Annotated in this window: 20 protein-coding genes; 10 read left to right on the top strand and 10 right to left on the bottom strand. The window is 61.8% G+C overall.

Annotated elements, in window-relative coordinates:
- Window positions 1–54 precede the first annotated feature (54 nt).
- From fabF to OLZ32_RS03220, 4 genes are all read right to left on the bottom strand, one after another.
- Window positions 55–1,320 (bottom strand): beta-ketoacyl-ACP synthase II, encoded by a 1,266-nt coding sequence (gene fabF, locus OLZ32_RS03235; RefSeq protein ID WP_264395539.1) that lies wholly within the window; start codon window positions 1,318–1,320, stop codon window positions 55–57.
- Between the two features lie 13 nt (window positions 1,321–1,333).
- Window positions 1,334–1,840, bottom strand: a complete 507-nt coding sequence (locus tag OLZ32_RS03230) for a winged helix-turn-helix transcriptional regulator (protein ID WP_264419552.1) — start codon at window positions 1,838–1,840, stop codon at window positions 1,334–1,336.
- Window positions 1,841–1,887: 47 nt separating this feature from the next.
- Complete coding sequence (locus OLZ32_RS03225; protein ID WP_003539669.1) at window positions 1,888–2,187, bottom strand: hypothetical protein; 300 nt, start codon at window positions 2,185–2,187, stop codon at window positions 1,888–1,890.
- A 129-nt stretch (window positions 2,188–2,316) separates the two neighbouring features.
- On the bottom strand, window positions 2,317–4,176 hold the full coding sequence (locus OLZ32_RS03220; protein ID WP_264419550.1) for a calcium-binding protein: 1,860 nt from the start codon (window positions 4,174–4,176) through the stop codon (window positions 2,317–2,319).
- A 257-nt stretch (window positions 4,177–4,433) separates the two neighbouring features.
- On the opposite strand from OLZ32_RS03220, the gene OLZ32_RS03215 reads away from it, so the two are divergent.
- Window positions 4,434–4,793, top strand: a complete 360-nt coding sequence (locus tag OLZ32_RS03215) for a hypothetical protein (RefSeq protein WP_032987250.1) — start codon at window positions 4,434–4,436, stop codon at window positions 4,791–4,793.
- On the top strand, window positions 4,769–5,125 hold the full coding sequence (locus OLZ32_RS03210) for an alpha amylase C-terminal domain-containing protein (protein WP_264395535.1): 357 nt from the start codon (window positions 4,769–4,771) through the stop codon (window positions 5,123–5,125). Before OLZ32_RS03215 ends, OLZ32_RS03210 begins: the two co-directional genes overlap by 25 nt.
- 14 nt (window positions 5,126–5,139) lie before the next feature.
- On the opposite strand, the gene OLZ32_RS03205 is transcribed toward OLZ32_RS03210, so the two are convergent.
- Both OLZ32_RS03205 and OLZ32_RS03200 read right to left on the bottom strand, forming a co-directional pair.
- The gene (locus OLZ32_RS03205; protein WP_003539671.1) at window positions 5,140–5,328 is read right to left on the bottom strand and encodes a hypothetical protein; all 189 of its coding nucleotides are present in this window, start codon (window positions 5,326–5,328) and stop codon (window positions 5,140–5,142) included.
- Between the two features lie 148 nt (window positions 5,329–5,476).
- The gene (locus tag OLZ32_RS03200) at window positions 5,477–5,779 is read right to left on the bottom strand and encodes a hypothetical protein (protein WP_264395534.1); all 303 of its coding nucleotides are present in this window, start codon (window positions 5,777–5,779) and stop codon (window positions 5,477–5,479) included.
- A gap of 149 nt (window positions 5,780–5,928) precedes the next feature.
- Between OLZ32_RS03200 and OLZ32_RS03195 the strand changes: the two genes are divergently transcribed.
- The 6 genes from OLZ32_RS03195 to OLZ32_RS03170 all read left to right on the top strand — a co-directional run bounded on the left by OLZ32_RS03195 (window position 5,929) and on the right by OLZ32_RS03170 (window position 11,638).
- Window positions 5,929–6,324 (top strand): hypothetical protein, encoded by a 396-nt coding sequence (locus tag OLZ32_RS03195; protein ID WP_003539674.1) that lies wholly within the window; start codon window positions 5,929–5,931, stop codon window positions 6,322–6,324.
- Window positions 6,325–6,543: 219 nt separating this feature from the next.
- On the top strand, window positions 6,544–7,374 hold the full coding sequence (locus OLZ32_RS03190) for a metallophosphoesterase family protein (protein WP_264395533.1): 831 nt from the start codon (window positions 6,544–6,546) through the stop codon (window positions 7,372–7,374).
- On the top strand, window positions 7,371–8,597 hold the full coding sequence (locus OLZ32_RS03185) for an ABC transporter ATP-binding protein (RefSeq protein ID WP_264395532.1): 1,227 nt from the start codon (window positions 7,371–7,373) through the stop codon (window positions 8,595–8,597). The genes OLZ32_RS03190 and OLZ32_RS03185 overlap by 4 nt, the downstream gene beginning before the upstream one ends.
- The gene (locus tag OLZ32_RS03180) at window positions 8,590–9,513 is read left to right on the top strand and encodes a carbohydrate ABC transporter permease (RefSeq protein ID WP_264395531.1); all 924 of its coding nucleotides are present in this window, start codon (window positions 8,590–8,592) and stop codon (window positions 9,511–9,513) included. Before OLZ32_RS03185 ends, OLZ32_RS03180 begins: the two co-directional genes overlap by 8 nt.
- Window positions 9,510–10,346, top strand: a complete 837-nt coding sequence (locus OLZ32_RS03175) for a carbohydrate ABC transporter permease (RefSeq protein WP_264395530.1) — start codon at window positions 9,510–9,512, stop codon at window positions 10,344–10,346. Before OLZ32_RS03180 ends, OLZ32_RS03175 begins: the two co-directional genes overlap by 4 nt.
- Window positions 10,347–10,372: 26 nt before the next feature.
- Window positions 10,373–11,638 (top strand): ABC transporter substrate-binding protein, encoded by a 1,266-nt coding sequence (locus OLZ32_RS03170; protein ID WP_264395529.1) that lies wholly within the window; start codon window positions 10,373–10,375, stop codon window positions 11,636–11,638.
- A gap of 49 nt (window positions 11,639–11,687) precedes the next feature.
- On the opposite strand, the gene OLZ32_RS03165 is transcribed toward OLZ32_RS03170, so the two are convergent.
- Window positions 11,688–12,683: a substrate-binding domain-containing protein gene (locus OLZ32_RS03165; RefSeq protein ID WP_264395528.1), complete on the bottom strand. Its 996-nt coding sequence runs from the start codon at window positions 12,681–12,683 to the stop codon at window positions 11,688–11,690.
- Between the two features lie 229 nt (window positions 12,684–12,912).
- Here OLZ32_RS03165 and OLZ32_RS03160 point away from each other — a divergent pair, with 229 nt between their 5' ends.
- Window positions 12,913–15,831 carry a M16 family metallopeptidase gene (locus OLZ32_RS03160; RefSeq protein ID WP_264419546.1) on the top strand — a complete coding sequence of 973 codons (2,919 nt, stop codon included), beginning with the start codon at window positions 12,913–12,915 and terminating at the stop codon, window positions 15,829–15,831.
- 14 nt (window positions 15,832–15,845) lie between these two features.
- Here OLZ32_RS03160 and OLZ32_RS03155 read toward each other — a convergent pair whose 3' ends face one another.
- The 3 genes from OLZ32_RS03155 to OLZ32_RS03145 form a co-directional block, all read right to left on the bottom strand.
- Window positions 15,846–16,526 carry a GNAT family N-acetyltransferase gene (locus OLZ32_RS03155; RefSeq protein ID WP_017988343.1) on the bottom strand — a complete coding sequence of 227 codons (681 nt, stop codon included), beginning with the start codon at window positions 16,524–16,526 and terminating at the stop codon, window positions 15,846–15,848.
- Window positions 16,526–17,014 (bottom strand): MarR family winged helix-turn-helix transcriptional regulator, encoded by a 489-nt coding sequence (locus OLZ32_RS03150; protein WP_264395526.1) that lies wholly within the window; start codon window positions 17,012–17,014, stop codon window positions 16,526–16,528. The genes OLZ32_RS03155 and OLZ32_RS03150 overlap by 1 nt, the downstream gene beginning before the upstream one ends.
- A gap of 116 nt (window positions 17,015–17,130) precedes the next feature.
- Window positions 17,131–18,339, bottom strand: coding sequence for an MFS transporter (locus tag OLZ32_RS03145; protein WP_264395525.1), 1,209 nt, complete (start codon window positions 18,337–18,339; stop codon window positions 17,131–17,133).
- Window positions 18,340–18,477: 138 nt separating this feature from the next.
- On the opposite strand from OLZ32_RS03145, the gene OLZ32_RS03140 reads away from it, so the two are divergent.
- Window positions 18,478–19,986 (top strand): winged helix-turn-helix domain-containing tetratricopeptide repeat protein, encoded by a 1,509-nt coding sequence (locus OLZ32_RS03140; protein WP_017988347.1) that lies wholly within the window; start codon window positions 18,478–18,480, stop codon window positions 19,984–19,986.
- Window position 19,987 lies beyond the last annotated feature (1 nt).

The following is a 19,987-nucleotide window of genomic DNA, read 5'->3' as shown; positions in this document are numbered from 1 at the left end:
GGATCGCCGATAGAGCAGAAGTGTAGGCGATTTTCAGCGCAAGGAAAGTGGACTTTACGGCCAGCGGCGGAACAGGGCGCTGGCATTCACCCCGCCGAAGCCGAAACCGTTGGTAATGGCGTAGTCCATCGCCAGCGTCCGCGCCGTCTTGCCGACGATATCGATGCCGTCGGCGGCTGGATCGACCTCATCGAGGTTGCGGGTCGGCGGTGCAATCTGGTCGCGCAGCGCAAGGATGGTGAAGATCGCCTCCAGGCCGCCGGCGGCGCCAAGCAGGTGGCCGGTCGCCGATTTCGTCGCGCTGACGGTTATGCCGCCATTGCGGCCGAAAACCGTGCCGATCGCCGCGATCTCGCCTCTGTCACCGACCGGTGTCGAGGTCGCATGCGCGTTGAGATGCCTGACCTCCGAAGCCGGGATCTTCGCCTGCCTGAGTGCTGCCTCCATCGCCCGGCGCGCGCCATCGCCGTCTTCGGGGCCCGAGGTCATGTGGTAGGCGTCCGCAGCCGTGCCATAGCCGACGAGTTCGGCGAGCGGCGTCGCACCGCGGGCAAGCGCGTGCTCCAGCGTCTCGATCACCAGGATGCCTGCGCCTTCGCCCATGACGAAACCGTCGCGGGCCGTGTCGAAGGGCCGTGACGCCAGCTCCGGCGTCTCGTTGAAACCGGTGGAAAGGGCACGTGCAGCGGCAAAGCCACCGAGGCTCACCTTGTCGATGCAGGCCTCGGCACCGCCGCAGATCGCCACATCCGCTTCGCCGGAGCGGATCAGCCGCGCCGCGTCGCCGATTGCCTGGACGCTGGCCGCACACGCCGTCACCGGAGCACCCAGCGGCCCCTTGAAGCCGTAGCGGATGCTGACCTGGCCGGCGGCGAGGTTGACGAGGAAGGAGGGCACGGTGAAAGGCGACAGCCGCCGCACGCCGCGCGTTTCGCCGATCCGCACCGCTTCGGCGATCGCCGGGAAGCCGCCGACGCCCGATGCGATGATCGTTGCCGTGCGCTCGCGCTCGCCTTCGTCGGTCGGCATCCAGCCGGCCTGCCTCACCGCTTCCTCCGTTGCCGCCATGGCAAAATGGATGAAACGGTCCATCTTCTTCTGGTCCTTCGGCGGGATGTAACGGTCGGGATCGAAACCGGCCTCAGCATCTTCCGCGATACCGGGAACGATGCCGCCGACCTTGGCCGAGAGTTCGCCGACGATATCCTCCGCCAGCACCCTCAGCCCCGAACCGCCATCGAGAAGGCGCTTCCAGGCAGGTTCGACGCCGGTGCCGAGTGGCGAGACAAGTCCTATGCCGGTGACAACGATGCGATCCATTCTTTTGTCCTTTCTATGCGTCGATGCCGAGATACCAGGCGCGCATGCGGGCGATCCGCTCATGCACCTCGTCGTCGGCGGCGGGGCCTGCAAGCAGGCTGGTGTTCTCGGGTGTCACTTCTTCGCCGGTCCGCGCATCGACCAGCATCGTCTCGCGCTCTCTGCCGGAAGCGGCATCGCCCAAGAGAAAGGCGAGGTCCTCTTCCGGGATGTGCCGGCCTCCCCAGGAAAACAGAGTCATCAGAACAGGAAAGAAGTCACGGCCCTTGCCCGTCAGCCGATATTCGTAGCGGGCTGGGCGCTGATGGTAGAGCCGCCGTTCGAACAGCCCCTTTTCCGTCAGATGTTTCAACCGCCGCGTCAGGATGTTCGGCGCCACGCCGAGGCTTTTCTGGAATTCGTCGAAGCGCGAAAGCCCCTGAAAGGCATCGCGCAGGATCAGCATGCTCCACCAGTCGCCGACGCTGTCGAGCGCGCGCGCCGCCGGGCATTTGAAATCGCTGAAACTCGTTCGCTGCATGGCTGATGTCACTACAGCAGTGACTATCATCATGCAAGTTAGTTATATCAAGCGTCGCCCTCGAAAATCCGGGCGAGCAGGATGCCGGCAAAGAGCATGCCCGCTGCCACGAAGATCGTGTCACCCGGCGTGCCGATATAGAGCGGCCCGATATTGGCAAACAGCAGGAAGGCGATGAGGAAATTCGCCCAGCCCCAGACGACATTGGCTGTCGGCGAGCCGAGCTTTGCCCCTTGCGCGAAGGGGATGCGGAAGCGCCGGCCGCTGACCCCGGCGACGAAATGCGGTATGCCATTGGTCAGAAATGCCGCGGCGATGAAATGGACGATATAGGCGATCCAGGGCAAAGGCTTCTCCGTTGCGGCATGAGTGGCGTCAACGGAGAATGTGGCCGGGATTCCGGCTCCGGCAAGAGGAGGAGGCAGGAGTGCCCGTGATGCTGTGGGCCCGCTCCGAAAGGAGGCGGGCCGACCGGCTCAGACAAGCAGGAGATCTTTGAAGTGAAGTGCGGCGGAATTGTCGAGATCGGCGACATGGATTGCCCCGCCCGCTGCGCTTCCATCCGCATCATAGGATAAAATGCCGCTAGCCTGATCGTAGATCAGCTTGTCATCAGCCTCGAGCGCTTTTGTTCCCAGAACGAAATTCTCGGCCGAAAAGCTCGATGGCTTGAGCCCGGTGAAGTCGTCGAACACCAGCTTATCGCCTGCGGCTGAAGAGAAATCCACGATCTTGTCAACGCTGGTATTGCTGGACTTCACATCGAAGACAAAGGAATCGGCTCCGCCTCCGCCGGTGAGAACGTCAGAACCGGTCTTGCCGATCAGCTTGTCATTGCCGAGCCCGCCGATCAATCGGTCGTTCCCTTTCCCGCCGTTGAGGGAATTGTTTCCGTCGTTGCCCGTGAGAATGTTGGCCGTATTGTTGCCTGTCGCGCTGAGATTGGCCGTCCCGGTCAAGGTAAGGTTTTCGATCATTCCAACCGTATGCTTCTGATCGGCCAGGCTGAAGCTGATCGAAGCCTTGACGGTGTCCGTACCGCCACCCCGGCTTTCGTCGACGATCTGGTTCGCATTGGTCACGGTGAAGGTGTCGTTGCCGGTGCCGCCATAGAGATGGTTGGTGGCCGGCGGCGGCGTGCTGGCGCCGCTGCCTGCTACCTCGATGATCAAGGGATGATCGACGACATCGAGTGTCAGCGACGAGACGTTGCTGAGGCTTTTGATCGCCGTCGTCCCGGTCACCGGGTCGAAGACCTTCACAGAGCCGAATGAGGCGCCGAGATTGACCTTGACGGGTGTTGCCGCGGCCTGGATGGCCGTGTCCGAGGACTGGTTCCAGATATCGGGCTCGTTCCAGAGGATGATCTGGTAGCTTCCGTCCGATTTTTCGGTGAGCAAGCTGCGGGCCGAGGACGGCAGGCCGTCGATCGAATAATTGAGGTTCCCCGCGCTGAAACTCGATTTTGTGGCGCCATCGTCCGCAAGGATTTCGGTGAGGTTGTGGATCGCCGTCGCGGCCGGCTTGGCCGAATAATCGAGATGAAAAAGGCCGAAATGCTTTTCCTGATTGGTGCCCTGCGGATCGGAATAGGCGTCCAGTAGTTCGTAAATGAATGTGTTTTTCGAGCCGAGGGCCGCGCCGTCCATCAGCGTGTTGAGCAGGAGCTTTGCTTGCGTCGCTTCGCTGACACCTTCCCAGCCGCCATTGGTGTCGGCGGTGAGCGAGGTGTGGTAACCGGTTTCGGTGATCGCCAGTGGCTTGCCCGGATCGGCAGCGCGCTGAACGGCGGATTCTCGGGAAAGCCACGTGAATGGCTGGTCGCCATCCTTCGCATAGGTGTGGATCGTCGTATAGTCGGAGGCGGACGCGACCGTATATCCGGTAAAGCCGAGAACGGGGATATTCTTCAGCAAGGGATCGGCGTTGACGGCGGCAGACAGGTCCTTCTGATAGGCGACCGCTGCGGCCTGGCCGCTCAGGCCATGATAGCTGACCGGCCAGTTGTTGACTTCGTTCGGACCTTCGATGCCGACGACCGATCCGGGATGGGCCTGCACGAAGTCATGCAGCCGCTGGGCGACAGTCGCGGGGTCGACTTCCCGCTGGCCGCTGAAGACGAATTGCACGCCGGCTTCAGCGGCATCGCCGAGATGCGTTTGGCCGTTAGGGTCGGAAGCGGAGTTGGGGGCGTGATCGCGAACCGTATCAAGGCCAAGATAGTCAAGAGCCTTAACAACTTCTCCGACATTGGAATATTTTCCGTCGGTGTAGTCGATATGCGTATCAATTCCAAAGGAACGAATAATATCGTTTATTCTAACGGCTTGAGTCAAAATTTTCTCTCCCAGTTCATGAGGGGATTGGCGATGGGAATTACCCCCATTTCTGATGCCGATTCGATTTAATACAGGAGGAGGGCTACGCAGTGTTGCCGGTTAACCATGATATATTGTCCTGAATGTGGCCCGTTCCGGATCGCATTGAATGCCAAATCTATGCTTGCATTTTTGCATTCAGCCGGCCGATCATGCCGAGTGAGACGGCCGCATGAGCGGGGTCCCGCGAAATCCGACACGGCTTGGAGGATCCGATGACCGTCAACGTTCAATTTCGGTTTCGCTGCGGTTTGCCATTAATGGCCTTCGACAATGTCCGTCTCCGCGGCAGTTGGGACGAGCAAGGCCGTCCCTCGAACGGATGGACGTCTCATCCGATGCAGCGCTCTCGTGACGAGGATGGCTATGATGTTTTTGTCGCCCGCGTGCCCATTCACGATGGCGAAAACGGCACGCATTTTCGCTGGGGAATCGAACTGGATCGGCCGGGCATTCCAGACCTATGGACGAACCGGGTTGAGAGGCGCAACAGTGCCGACGGCATCCGCTTTTCGGTCTGGTCGGCGAAGCGGAAGGTTGCGCCGCGGGGATGGTCAGCTGTTATCGCGATCTGATCGCACTCAGCATCCGTCAGAATGCCATTCGGTCGCGCAATATCGCCATTCCTCTGGTTCACGACGAAAATCGGGTGATCGCGTTTCATCGATGGGATGGCGGCGAGGGTTTCTTTGCCGTGGGGTCGCTGAACGACACTCCTTTCGAACACAGCTATCGGCTGCACAGCGAACGTCTGGGGGATGATCTCCGGGAGGAGATCTTTAATAGCGATGCTCACAAATATGGCGGCTGGAACGTCGGTAATGGCGAGGGAAGAATCAGAGCAACGGCGGGAGCGCTGAATGCCGTGTTGCCGGCATCAGGCGTTCTGGTCTTTCGTAAGCTGTGACGCATGCGGAACGGTCAGGCAAAGCCGAGTGGCAGATTTTCCACTTTCCTGTCATTGCCGTAGTCGCGTTCATGCGGCGAGCGACGGCGGCCGTCGCGGCGAGCGGAAAGATCGATGCGGTTTTCGGCGAAAATCCCATCGGGCCAGGTGCCGGTGTCATGGCAATCGGCGTCGATCTTGGGTGCAAGGATTTTCAGGATCATCAAGGGTTCCTCCACGGCGCAGCATCAACACTTGGAAAGGTCGTCTGGTTCCGTTTATAAACCCCGAATTATTAATAAATTAACCATAGGGTTTAAGAGCAAGGAGCGTCGCCGCACCTCGATGCCGTCAGTCTCGCAAGGGTGACACTTAGTGGGTGAGTGGTGACGAGGACATCGACGCCAGCATCCGCTCGGTCGCCTGGATCAGCCGCGCCGTGCGCGCCATCACCTCGGTACCCGCCTCCGTCTCGGCAATCGCGGTTGCCATACTGTCCAGTCCGTCGGCCACCTGGATCAGCTTCGGCAGCATATCGGCCCGTCCGACCGCCTCGGTCGATCTGGCGAGCTTACGCAGCGCCTCCGAATAGCTCGATATCAAAGCGAGTTTCTGGTCTGCGGGAATAGTGGAGAACGAACGTTTCTCGAAAGGCGACAGCGGCAATTTCGGCATGGATGCGACCTGTTGAACTGCGTGTGAACTCGCATAGGCGTTTTTTGTTCCGAGCTGCTCATTGCTCGATGACCTGCAGCCTTCAGTGGCGTTGCCGTGGAACTCCGGACCTCGATGGCCGTTGAGGTGCATGAACACAGGAGGTTTCCATGCAACTGATCGACACTCGGGTAACACAGGCCGGCGACATCTTCACCGTCGAATTCCTGGGCGAGGGAGGGGAATCGATTTCCGTCAAAATCGACAACTCCCATGGCGAACTCGACGAGACGACGGCGGTCGACCACGCCAAGGTCATGATGGTTCAGCTGACCGCCTTTGCCGGCAGCGAAGCAGACGGCAGCATCAACCGCTACGATGCCTTGAGCAACGGCAATTTCGACGAAGGCAGCAAGGGCTTGATCGGCCAGCCGAGTGCGCGTTCGGCCGGCGACAGGCAAACGCTGGAAGAGGAACTCGATGAAGGCCTCGAAGACAGCTTTCCTGCAAGCGACCCTGTCTCGGCAACGGTATCATCCATTCCCGCCAACGCACCACGGCACTGATTGCAACGCAATGTTGCAAACGCCCGCGTGTTCTTAATTCCAAATACAGGCTAAGGCTGCCCCGGTTCCGGCGGGCGGCCTTGGCCTGCATGACAGATTGATGTCAAAACTGAGAAACAGCTGAAAACCTCAGCTGTGTGATTGACATGGGAGCCTTCTAGAGAGGGCACGAGAAGGGAGCGCCCGTGACGCGCTGCCGACGTCTCGGAGACGCGCCCCATGAAAATCATTCAGATCACCGACACCCATTTCAGCCCCGACAAGCCGCATTTCAACGGCAACTGGGCGCCGCTTCTGAGCTGGATCGAAGCGAGCGGCGCCGACCTGATCGTCCATACCGGCGATCTCACCGTCGACGGCGCCGACAAGGACGACGACATCACCTTTTCCATGGACCTGATGCGTCAGGTGTCGATCCCGATGCTGATCGTCCCCGGCAATCACGATGTCGGTCACCTCAAGGGATCGGACCAGCCCGTCAATGCCGAGCGGCTGTCCCGCTGGCGCAGCCTTGCCGGCGACGACCGCTGGTTGGAGGATGCAGCCGGCTGGCGCTTCATCGGATTGAACGCGCTGCTTTTCGGTCATGAGGATGACGAGGAAGAAGCTCAGTTCGAATGGCTCGACCAGGTACTGTCCGACAGGGCAGGGCGGCGGGTGGCGCTGTTCGCGCACAAGCCGCTATTCGTCGATGCACCCGAGGAAGGCGATACCGGATATTGGAGCGTTCGCCCGGCTCAGCGCCGGCGGCTCTATGATCTGATCGCGGCCCATGACGTGGCGCTGTTTGCGAGCGGCCACCTTCACTGGGCCTGGCAGGGTCGCTTCGACAATACCCAACTGACATGGGGTCCGTCGGCCGCCTTCATCATCGACAAGATGGAGCGCGAGATGCCGGGCGAACGCCTGATCGGCGCCGTCGTCCACGAATTCGATACTGCTGTCGAAAGCACGATCGTCGCCGTTCCCGGCATGACCGCGCATGTGCTCGACCATGTCGTGCACGAAGTCTACCCCCAGGCGGTCAAGCAGCGGGAACCCGTCGAATGAGCGCGCTCTCGCTTCGCGGCATCACCAAGGCGTTCGGCGGCAACCAGATTCTCGATGGCGTCAGCCTGGATGTCGCCGCCGGTGAATTCATCGCGCTGGTCGGCCCTTCCGGCTGCGGCAAGAGCACGCTGCTGCGCGTCCTTGCCGGCCTCGACCATGCCGACCAAGGCGAGATCCTGATCGACGGGCAGGACATGTCCGGCGTTGCGGCCGCCGACCGCAACATTGCCATGGTCTTTCAGTCCTACGCGCTTTATCCGCACCTGACGGCCTCTGAGAATATCGCCGTGCCTTTGGCGATGCGCCGGCTGTCGAGGATGCAGCGACTGCCCTTCATCGGGTCGTTGATGCCGGGCCAGCGCGCCACCCGTAGGGCGATCGCCCGCGACGTCAGGGATATGGCGACGTCGCTGAAGATCGACCACCTGCTCGACCGCAAGCCCGGCCAGATGTCGGGCGGCCAGCGTCAGCGCGTGGCGCTGGCCCGCGCTATGGTGCGCCAGCCGAGCATCTTCCTGATGGACGAACCGCTCTCCAATCTCGATGCCAATCTGCGCGTTCACGCCCGAGGCGAGATCGTCGACCTGCATCGCCGCGCCGGCGTGCCGACGCTCTATGTCACCCACGACCAGGCGGAAGCGCTTTCCATGGCCGACCGTGTCGCCGTGATGATGGGCGGAAAGTTGCTGCAGATCGCCAGCCCCGAGGTCATCTACGACGATCCCGCCCATATCGAGGTCGCCCGCTTCATCGGCCAGCCGCGCATCAATCTGCTGCCGGCCTTTGCCGAAGGCGGCGTCATTCTCTGCGGCGGCCTGCGCCTGGCGCTTGAAAATGCGCCCGGCGGCAAGATGCCGGTCACGCTCGCCATTCGCCCGGAATTCGTCTTTGTCTCCAAGAGCCGGCATGACGGCCTTGCCGCTAGTATCGAACGCGTCGAGTTCCTGGGCTCCGAAGTCATCCTCCATTGCCGGCTCGAGGCGATCGGCGAGACTATCGTCGCCAAGGTTCAACCGGCCGAAGCCTCCGGCCTTGTGGCCGGCGATCCGGTCGGGCTGCGGCTTTCGCCCGGCCGCACGCTGATCTTTGCCGAGGACGGCAGCCGGCTGGCCGGCGGCGTTGCAACGGCTGATGCCGGGCTCGGCGCTGCCGATGCCGGACCCGCTACAAGCGATGCCGGGCTCGCCAATAGCGATGCCCAGCGGGAGAGGGCGCATGGCTAGCATCGTTTCCATGGCCGTGCCGCAGGATGCCGCCATTGCGCATCGGCGCAGCGAGGCCCGCATCGCCTGGATGCTGGTGATGCCGGCGATGATCCTGCTGTTCCTCTTCGTGCTTTTGCCGGTTGCATCAGTCGTCGTGCTCGGCTTCACCGATTTCGAACTTGGCTACGGCAAGTTCCGTTTCGTCGGCTTCGAGAATTACGCACATCTGGTCACCGACCGCACGTTTCGCAAGTCGCTGTGGAATACGACGGTCTATACCGCGATCGTCGCACCCATCTCGATCCTTCTCGGCCTCGGCATCGCCATGCTGATCGAGAGCGAGACGAAGGCGCGCAGCTTCTTCCGCACTGCCTATTTCCTGCCGGTCGCCTCGCTGATCGTCGCCATGGCGACCGTCTGGCAGTATATGTTCCACCCCACAATCGGCCCGCTCAACGCGCTGCTCGCCCTCGTCGGGCTTCCCGGCCCGAACTGGCTCGGCAGCTCCGGCACGGTGCTTTACAGCCTCTCGATCATCGGCGTCTGGCAATCGGCCGGATTCAACATGGTGCTGTTCCTCGCCGGGCTGACGGCAATCCCGCGCGAGCTTTATGCGGCCGCCGAGGTGGACGGCGCCAAATCCTCCCTCGACCGTTTCCTGCTCGTCACCTGGCCGATGCTCGGTCCGACAACGCTCTTCGTCATCACCATCAGCATCACCAATTCAGTCAAGGTCTTCGAGACAGTGAAGACGCTGACCGAGGGCGGCCCGAACAAGGCGTCGGAGGTGCTGCTCTTCACGATCTACCAGGAGGGCTTCGTCTACCTGCGCGTCGGTTATGCCTCGGCAATGACGGTGGTCTTTCTGCTGATCCTGGTGGTGCTGATGTTCCTGCAGTACCGCGTTCTCGATCGCCGGGTGCATTACACATGATGACGAATGCTTTTTCCCTCGGCAGGATCATCCGCCTGACGCTGCTTTCGCTCGGCGCGATCATCTTCCTGTCGCCCTACGCCTTCATGATCTCGACGGCAGGCAAGGCCCAAAGCGACATCTTCACCTCGTCGCTGTCGCTGATCCCGGCGCACTTCACCTATGCCGAGAATTTCGCCAAAGCCTTGAGCCGGGTACCGATGGCGCAGCTATTGTGGAACGGCGTCGTCGTCTGCGGGCTAATCTTCTTCTTCCAGGTGCTGGTGGCAATCCCCTGCGCCTACGCCATGGCAAAGCTGCGCTTCGGCGCCGCCCGCGCCATGATGGTGCTTGTCATGCTCGGCCTGCTGGTGCCGATCCATGCGACCGCGCTGCCGCTCTATGTCGCTTTCGACCGCGCCTCGCTGCTCAACAGCTATGCCGCCCTAGTCGCGCCCTTCACCATTTCGGTCTTCGCGATCTTCATGTTCCTGCAGTTCTTCCGCGCCATGCCTGATGACCTCATCCATGCAGCGCGTCTCGACGGCATGTCGGAACTCGGTATCGTCGCCCGTGTCATCGTGCCGAATGCCTGGCCGGCCGTCACCGCCTTCGCCATCTTCTCGGTCGTCGCCCATTGGAACGATCTCTACTGGCCGCTGATCGTCATCAGCAAGCAGGACTATGCCACGCCGCCGCTTGGCCTGATGTATTTCCGTGCTGCCGAGGCCGGCGACGACTACGGCGCGCTGATGGCGGCGACCCTCACCATTACCCTTCCCCTCGTCATCGCCTTCCTGCTTGCGCAGAAGCGCTTCGTCGAGGGCATCACCATGACCGGTCTCAAAGGCTGACCGGTTTCAACCCAGGAGAACGAGCGATGAAACATATCACCCAGCTTCTCGCCGCAGCGGCCGTATCGATGGTAATCGCGCTTCCCGCGCATGCTGAGACGACGCTGACGGTTCACTACCCGATGCCGGGCTTCTTCAAGGACGTGATGGACACGATCTCGAAGAAGTTCACGGAAGAAAACCCCGATATCAAGATCCAGTTCGCCAGCCCGTCGGCGACCTATGAAGAAGGCATCCAGACGATCCTTCGCCAGGTCGGCACCAGCGAAATGCCCGATATCACTTTCATCGGCCTCAACCGCTTGCGCATGCTCGACGAACGCGACGTCGCCGTTGACCTCGGCCCGCTCGTCCAGAAGGACGGCAACATGGCCGAGCAGGGCTTCTCCGACACGATCCTCAAGCTCGCCCAGGTCAAGGGCAAGCAGGTGGGCCTGGCTTTCGCGACCTCCAACCCGATCATGTATTACAACGCCGATCTCGTGAAGGCGGCCGGCGGCGATCCTGAAAATCCGCCGAAGACCTGGGATGAGGTCATTGCACTCGGCGGCAAGATCAAGGCGCTCGGCAATGGCGTCGACGGCATCGACTACCGCTGGCAGGGCGACGACTGGATGTTTTCGGCACTGCTCTTCGGCGCCGGCGGCAAGATGCTGAGCGATGACGAAAGCAAGGTTGCCTTCAACGGCCCGGAAGGTCAGAAGGCCGTCGAGGTCCTGCATCGCCTGGTCACCGAAGGCGGCATGCCTGTGTTCACCAAGGCCGCCGGCGAACAGGCTTTCGCAGCCGGCAAGGTCGGTTTCGAGTTCCAGACCACAGGCGCGCTGCGCAACACGATCAAGAATGTCGGCAACAAGTTCGATCTGCGCACCGCCAAGATCCCCCTGATCGATTCGGTGAACGGCCGCCTGCCGACCGGCGGCAACGCCGTCGTCATCCTGACGCATGACGCCGTCAAGCAGGATGCCGCCTGGAAGTTCGCCAAATTCGCCGCCGGCCCTTATGGCGCTTCCGTCGTCGTGCCCGGCACCGGTTATGTCCCGAACAACGAGCTCGCCGCGAAGTCGGCCGATTATCTCGGCGATTTCTACAAGCAGAACCCGCTGTTCCAGGCAGGCCTCAGCCAGATGCCGGTCATGATCCCCTGGTATGCCTTCCCAGGCTCGAACGGCGTCAAGGTCACGCAGACGATTGTCGACAATCTCTCGCGCATCGTCGACCAGTCGGCCGAGCCGAAGGAAGCGCTCGATGACGCAGCCGCCGATGTCGAGGGCATGCTGCCGCGCAGCTGATCGTCGTCTTCGTCAGGAATTGGGCCGCCGCGGAGACGTGGTGGCCTTTCTATTCCAGGGCAGGGGTGATGGCGCGCACGGTGCCGCCGCGGCGAAGCGTATAGGCGACATCGAGATGGCGGGCAGGGGCGGCATTCTCCGCCATGTCGAGAAGCAGCGAGGCGGCCGTCGCCCCCATGCTGGCATCCGGCATTTCGATGGTCGTCAGCGGTGGATCGATCAGCCGGCCGATGGCAATGCCATCGAAGCCGGCGACCGAAACATCCCCAGGCACGGAAAGCCCCTCGCGCTTCAGCGCGCCGATAACGCCGAGCGCCAGGAGATCGTTGGAGGCGATGATCGCCGTCGGAGCAAGTGAAGTCATCGCGACACCAAGATCGAGCTGGTCATAGCCGCTGACGAACGGGATCTGCACGGCATCGAGTGGTGTCAGCCCGTTCTCGGCCATGGCGTCTAGATAACCGCGGTAGCGAAGGTGGGCGCGGTCGGAGGCAGCAAAATTGCCGGAGAGAAACAGAATGCGGCGATGGCCCATGCCGATCAGGAATGTCGCGATCTCGCGGCCGGCGCCGCGATTGTCGGCGGTGACGGCCGCCGGAAACTGCGCCGTCGGTAGGTTGTTGAGCAGCACGGTCGGCGGGAGCTTCGCAAGCAGCGCCTTGCTGGTCGAAGGGTCACAGACGGTGAGGATCAGCCCGGTCGGCCGGTCGTTCAAGAGTGCGGCGACGGCATCTGCCTCGCGCGCCGGATCGTAGTTCGACTGGGCGATCAAGACGCCATGGCCGGCCACCAGCATTCGGTTCTGGATGCTCGACAGCGATGAGGCAAAGACCGGATTGGTGATGCTCGGGATCAGCACGCCGACCACAGGCCTGCGTCCGAGCCGCCCGGCAGACAGGCCGGCCGGGCGATAGCCGAGTTCGGCCGCCGCACGGCGCACCTTGCGCACCATCAGGTCGCTGGCCGGTCCGTTGCGGTTGAGAACCCTGCTTGCGGTCGCCAGCGAGCATCCTGCCCGGAACGCGACCTGCTCCAATGTCGCCATCGAAAACGCCTCCTGGTGACTGCATCAAGGCGCAATCCCTTAGGCGGGTTCGATGACATTGGTCTGACACTCGAGCATGATGCCGAAAAGTGTGAGCGGGTTTCGGACGACATTCATGCTCTAACTCTTTAATTTAGAATAGGATTCAGATTGTAGCCCGACCCGGCCTAAAATCATCCTGGTCTCGGCAGAGTTATCTACTTCTTATTCATTACTCACATGGAAGTTGATGGGAAATGCAACCTGTGGAATAGTCAGGTTGGCGCCATCTACCCTCTTCATTCTCATCACCTGGACAAGAATGTCTCACAAAGAAATGGAATGCTCCACGATGTGGTGGTTTCTCGCGACGGTCTCCCTCGTCGCAATCTTCACGTCTCCAGCCTGTGCGGACAGCCCGTCCGTGCCCTGGCCACAAACGCAAAGCGACATCCAAGCCGACCCCCATGTGCGTTTCGGCATGCTCGCCAACGGCATGCGATTTGCGATCATGCGCAATATCACGCCGCCTGGACAGGCAGCGATCCGCTTTCGCATTGGCTCCGGTTCGCTCGACGAAAACGACAACCAGCAGGGTCTGGCGCATGTTCTCGAGCACATGGCCTTCAAGGGTTCGAAACATGTCGCCGAAGGGGAGATGATCCGTATCTTGCAGCGCAAGGGTTTGGCCTTCGGGCCGGACACCAACGCCCATACCTCTTATGACGAGACTGTCTATGCACTCGATCTGCCCGAGGTCGATGCAGACACGGTTTCGACGGGCCTGATGCTGATGCGAGAAACGGCGAGCGAGCTGACCCTCGACGCCGGCGCCTTCGATCGCGAACGCGGCGTCATCCTGTCGGAAGAGCGGCTGCGCGACACGCCGCAGTATCGCGCGGCGCTCGAAATCATGAATTCGTTGCTCGCCGGCAAGCGCGCGACCATGCGGGTGCCGATCGGTAAAGCCGACATCATCAGCAATGCGCCCGTTGCCCTCGTCCGTGATTATTACCGGGCCAACTACCGACCTGATCGGGCAACGCTGATGGTGGTGGGCGATATCGACGCCGCCGCCATGGAAACGGAAATCCGGCAGCGCTTCGGCGACTGGAAGGCCGTCGATCCGGCGCCGACGAAACCGGATCTCGGCACGCTGGTGACGAAAGGCGAAAGCGCCGACCTCATCGTTGTTGCCGGTGGCATGACGAGCGTACAGGTCGCCTGGACGCGTCTCTATGACGCGGCGCCTGACACCTTCGCCAAGCGCCGCGCTGAGCTAATTGAAAATCTCGGTCTCATGGTTCTCAATCGCCGGCTGAGCACCATCGCCGGCAAGGCGGATGCCCCATTCATCAGTGCGGGCGTCGGCTCTCAGGATATCGTCGATTCCGCTCATGTCGTGCTGATTGCGGCGAACTCCGAGCCGGACAAATGGCAGGCGGCGCTCACGGCCATTGACCAGGAACAGCGTCGTATCCAGGAGTTCGGCGCTACGCAGGCGGAGATCGATCGCGAAATCCTCGACTATCGCTTAGCCCTGCAGGCTGCTGCGGCCGGAGCTGCGACGCGCACGACCACCGACGTCGTTTCCATGCTGGCGAGCAGCGTCGATGACGATCAAGTCTTCACCTCGCCTAGCGAAGACCTCTCGCTGTTCGAGACGATGACGAACGGCGTCACGGCGGCCGAGGTCAATCGGCCCCTGCAGCGTGCCTTCTCCGGCAACGGTCCGCAGGTCGTGCTACAGACGGCCCAATCACCTGAGGGCGGAGCCGACGCGGTTCGGCAAGTCTACGATGCGTCAAATACCGTTGCCGTCTCGGCACTATCCAGTGCAGCCGACGTCGCCTGGCCCTACGCCCATTTCGGCGCGCCGGGCGCTGTGGTCGAACGCCGCGCCGTCGACGATCTCGGCTTGACGATGGTGCGCTTTTCCAACGGCGTGCGGCTTACCGTCAAGCCAACCAAGCTGCGTGCCAACGAAGTGCTGGTGCGCGAAGATATCGGCGGCGGTCGGCTGGACCTGCCGCACGACCGTTCCGCCCCGATCTGGGCATCTCCAGCCGTCGTGCTGTCCGGCGTGAAGGCCATGGATTACCAGGATATCCAGAAAGCGCTGACGGCCAACATCGTCAGCATCGATTTCTCGGTCAGCGACAGCTCCTTCAGGTTCGACGGTCGTACAAGGACTGAAGATCTTGCGACGCAATTACAGCTCATGGCCGCGTACACCTCCGATCCCGCCTACCGCCCCGAGGCGTTCAAACGTGTGCAGCAGGCCTATTTGAGCGGTCTCGATCAGTATGAGGCGACGCCCGGCGGCATTGTCAGCCGCGATTTCCCAGGCCTCGTGCATTCGGACGACCCGCGCTGGACCTTCCCCGATCGCGCGCAGTTGTCGGCCGCTCATCCAGACGATTTCGAGGCGCTGTTCCGGCCTATGGTCTCCAACGGCCCGATCGATATCACCATCGTCGGCGACGTGACGGTGGACGACGCGATCCAGCTGACAGCCGAAACCTTTGGCGCCTTGCCGCCGCGGCCGGAGACGATGTCGAGCGACGATCGCAACGACGTGCGTTTTCCGGTGGCGAACGAGAAGCCCGTTGTGGAGACCCATAAGGGCAGGGCGGATAACGTCGCCGCCGCGGTAGGGGCTCCAATTGGCGATTTGCTTTCCGACCTGCCGCGATCTTTCACCGCCAATCTCGCCACCCAGATTTTCCAGAACAGGCTGGTCGATCAGTTTCGCATCGCAGAAGGAGCAAGCTATGTGCTGGAGGGCGATGCTGACCTGTCAAGTGAAGTCCCTGGCTACGGCTATGCATATTTCTACGTTGAGACAGAACCGGCAAAGGTCGCACGCTTCTACGCACTCGTCGACGACATTGCTAAGGATCTGCGGTCGCATGATGTCTCCCCGGATGAACTCACGCGCGCCCGGAAACCCATTATCGAGACACTGAAGCAGCAGCAGCAGGGTAACGAATATTGGATTGAATATCTGCGCGGCGCTCAGACGGATTCGCGTGGCTTAGACCGGATACGCGACAATCTCAGCGGCTACGACAAGGTCGCCGCCGCAGATATCCGCACGTTTGCCGCGACCTATTTCAGCCCGGAAAAATTCTGGAAATTTGAAGCGCTGCCGCCGGCTGTGCGATAGGTCGTGGGCACTGTTCAGGAACGGCGTTTGACCACGCGCATGTTCATCTCCGCGCGAAGCGAAAAGCCATGTGTCTTGTAGAGCGAAATGGCCGATGTGTTCGCCGCATAGGCGTGCAGGTAGGCGGTGTCGCCGCTCGATGCGATTTCGCCGGCAACGAAGCGGAAGAGCAGGGTGCCGAGGCCGCGTCCCTGGAAATCGGGATGGGTGCAAAGCCCACTGAGCTCGATGAAGCCTGTCTGCCGCATCCGTTGCCCGGCCATCGCCACCAGGCGACCTTCGCTCCTGACCCCCCAGAAGCTGCCGAGGCTCTGGGCTCGCAACGTGAACGGCCCGGGTTTGGTCAGTGTCGCCAAATCAAGCATGTCGGCGGCATCGGACTCCGTCAGCGGCTGGATGCGAGGATCGGAAATCCGCTCGTGGGGCCGCTCGGCAATCATCTGGACCACCGATGCCTCCGTTGCGACGGCAAGACCCGGTGGAATGGCGATCGGCCCGGATTCGACGAGAATCATGCTCTCCTCCCGCGAAGGCAGGTCCTCCAGTGCGTCGAGGCTCTCCGGCGCATCGTCGGCGGACGCCGCGAAAGGAACGATAGAGGGTGGGTATCGCCGCGCGGACTTGCCGCCTTCGGCAAGATCGGCATGGGCGGTCTCCAGCGCGCTCCAGATCGGTCGGTCGAGGATATGGGGCATTATCGTTCCTCCTTGGCGGCGTTGCGGCGCGCAAGCGGCACCGCTGCAAGCCCGTCCTCGATGGCTGCCAGCTGTTCGAGGATCGGCCCGTCGAGATCGCCGCAGAGATCCGCAACGGCGGCGGCGATGCGCGGCCAGATCACCTTTTTCGACTGACCGACGAGGTCCTGTCCCTTGTCGGTCAGCGAGACCAGTCTGCGGCGCTGATCGTCCGGGGCCGGCTGCATGTCGACGTAACCGAGTTCGAGAAGCTGGCCGATGGTGCGGGTTGCGCCGGGCTGGGTAATGCCCACCGCCTGGGCGAGCTCGCCGATCGTCAGCGGCCCAGACCGATCGATCGCTGCAAGGAATGGATATTGGCCCGCCTGAATGCTGAGACCGGCCTCGTCGATGACCTGCTGCGTATCGGCCTGCAGCCTTTCTCCGATGCGCCGCAGCCGGCTGCCCATGCAGAGAAACCCGAGCGTTCGGACCACATCCTCGACCATGCCGATCTCCATTTGTATGGGAAGTTATATAACATGTTATGCATTAAATGGCAATTCTTCTGCGCAAAGGGCCGGCAGGTGAAGCCGGGGCAGAGCGGCACGAGCAGGTGCCTCGATCAGCCCCGCCATCCCCTGACCATCAGCAACACCGCCAGCACACAGCTGAGCAGGCCAAGGGACGATGGCAGACCCTGATGTCCGATCAGTTGCATCGCCAGTCCTGTCGCGGGCGAGCCGACGATGCCGCCGATGCCCCATACCAAGGCGAAGGTCGCATTTCCGGCGATCAGGGCCTGACCGGTGAAACGCTCGCCGAGCTGGATCAGCGACAGGGTGTAGATCCCGAACGAGACCCCGCCCCAGACGAAAACGAGCGGCCAGATAAGCCACGAATTGAAGGCCGACGGCAGCAGCAGACAGCTGGCGACGCAAGCCAGGACGCAGAAGAGCATCATCCGCGTCGAGCCGAACCGTTCGGCCAAGCGCCCGAGCAAAATCTGCAGCACGGCATTGCCGGCGATGAAACAGGTGATGAGCGACGCAATGCGCTCTTCGGCGCTGCCGAGTGCTGCGCCATAGACCGCGAAGAGGGAAAGCAGAGTCTGCTCGAAGGCGGCAGCGGTGAAAACTGCAAATAACAGCAGCGGTGCCAGCGCGAAGAAGCGGCCCACTGTTGTTGCCTCGCCTTCACCAGGCATGTCGGGCAGGCGTGGGACGACCGCAAGCACGATCAGGCCGCAGAGGAGGAAGGCCGCAATGCCGATCGCGAAGGGCGGCCAACCATCAGTGCCGGTGAGCGAGAGCGACAGCGGGCCGATGGCGAAGCCGCCCGAAACGATCGACGAATAGAGTCCCATGATCCGGCCCCGGCGTGGCGCCGGCGTGATCGAGATCAGCCAGGTTTCGCTGATCACGTAAAGCGGATTGGCGAAGACGCCGAGCAGGAAGCGCAGCGGCATCCAGGCCCAGACGTCCTGCGCCCAGGCAATCGTCATTAGGGTGAGCGCGGCCAGGATCGAACATAGGATCGCCAACCGCGCCCCACCCACGCGCCGCGAAAGAGCCGGAATGAAGGCCGCCGATAGAATGAAACCGAGCGGCGTCATCGCCGCCGACAAGCCGATCAGGCCTGATGTCGTCCCTTGCCGCTCCAGGATGAAGCTGAGCAGCGGATAGGTCAGCCCCTGCGCCACGGCAAATACCGTGACGGTCGCGATGATGCCCGCCATCGCGGCCCATGAGATCCGATCCGCTCGCGGCGATGTCGTGCCGTGCAAGTGTCGATCCGACACGTCCGCCGGCTCCACGCAGGAAATATCGTTCACAATCAACCTCCATAGGGTTTGAAGGGCCGGAGGCCTTTCACCTGAAAGAGGACGAATTCTGCAGGACAGGGTGAGCGTCGTACTTAAGCTTTCCCAAAAAGTTCTCAAAAACGTCCAAACCGATTATAGATGCGCCCCATGCAGGGATCGCGTTTTGCCTTTGGTCCGTTCGTGCTTGATCCGGGGGCTGGAACGCTCCTTCGGAACGATGATCCCGTTGCCATTGGCCACCGCGGGGTCAAGCTGCTTGCAGCACTCGTCGAACGACCCGGCGAAATTCTCGGCAAAGCCGAGTTGATGGACGCGGCGTGGCCGGGCATATCAGTCGAGGAGGGCAACCTGACCGTTCAGATCGCCCAGCTGCGCAAGCTGCTCGGTCCGGCGGCCGACGGCGGTGAATGGATCTCCACGGTGCCGCGGGTCGGCTACCGCTTCACAGGGGCCATCAATCAGCTTGGCGGCGTGAGGCGAAAACCTCTGCCGCTGCCTGACAAACCATCGATAGCAGTGCTTCCATTCGTGAATATCAGCAATGATCTCGAGCAGGAATCCTTCGCAGACGGGCTGACAGAAGACCTGATCACCGACCTCTCCAGGATGCCGGGCCTGTTCGTCATCGCCCGCAACTCGGCCTTCGCCTACAAGGGCAAGTCGAGGGATGTGCGCGAGATCGCCGAGGAGCTCGGCGTGCGCTACCTGCTACAGGGCAGCGCAAGACGCGTAGCGGGACAGGTGCGCATCAACGCCCAACTGGTCGATGCGGCAAGTGGCGATCATCTATGGGCCGAACGCTTCGATCGCAGCCTCGAAGATATCTTTGCCGTTCAGGACGAGGTGACTGGCAAGATCGTCGAAGCGCTGCTCGGCCGGCTACGCACATTACCTCCGCGCAATCGGCCCAAAAATCTCGAAGCTTACGATCTCTGCGTGCGGGCGCGCAGGCTGATGGATGATACGCCGCAGACTGCGCGGGAAGCGCATCTGATGCTGACGCGCGCGATTTCCCTCGACCCTGATTATGCCGAGGCCTATCGCTGGCTTGCCATGAACCACTGGATGGGAGAGGTGCATTCCGGCGGACCAACGCAACCCACCCGTAGCCTTGCTTTGGAGCTGGCGCGCAAAGCGGTAGTGATCGATCCCAATGACGCCGGTTGTCGTTGGATCCTGGCTTACTTGCTTGCCTATGAGCGCAGCTTTGCCGAGGCGGATGCGGAATTCGCGAAGGCGATCGAACTCGACCCGAACGAGGCCGACACCTTTGCGGCGCTATCCGACATCGTGGTCCTCGCCGGGCGGGTCGAGGAGGGCCTTGAGCATATTGCCAAGGCCTTCCGGCTGAACCCATTTCCGGCAAGCTGGTACTATCTGACGCTCGGCCAGGCGCAATATGCCGCCGGCCAATACGAAGCCGCCGTCAAGACGCTGCGGAGAGACGAGACCTATCGGACAAGCTCACGCCGTTTCCTGGCGGCAAGCCTTGCCCAGCTCGGCCGGCTCGACGAGGCGCGCGCCGAGGCCGAACTGTTCCTCGTCGCCAACCCGCATTTTTCAACCCGCCACTGGGCGACGACCGAGCCATTCCGCGACGCTCGGACGCTTGAGCATTTCGTCGACGGCTACCGCAAGGCTGGCCTTCCGGAGTGAC

The organism is Rhizobium acaciae (assembly GCF_025941625.1).
In the GTDB taxonomy this organism is placed as follows: Bacteria; Pseudomonadota; Alphaproteobacteria; order Rhizobiales; family Rhizobiaceae; genus Rhizobium; species Rhizobium acaciae.
This window is presented reverse-complemented; position numbering and strand designations above follow the sequence as displayed.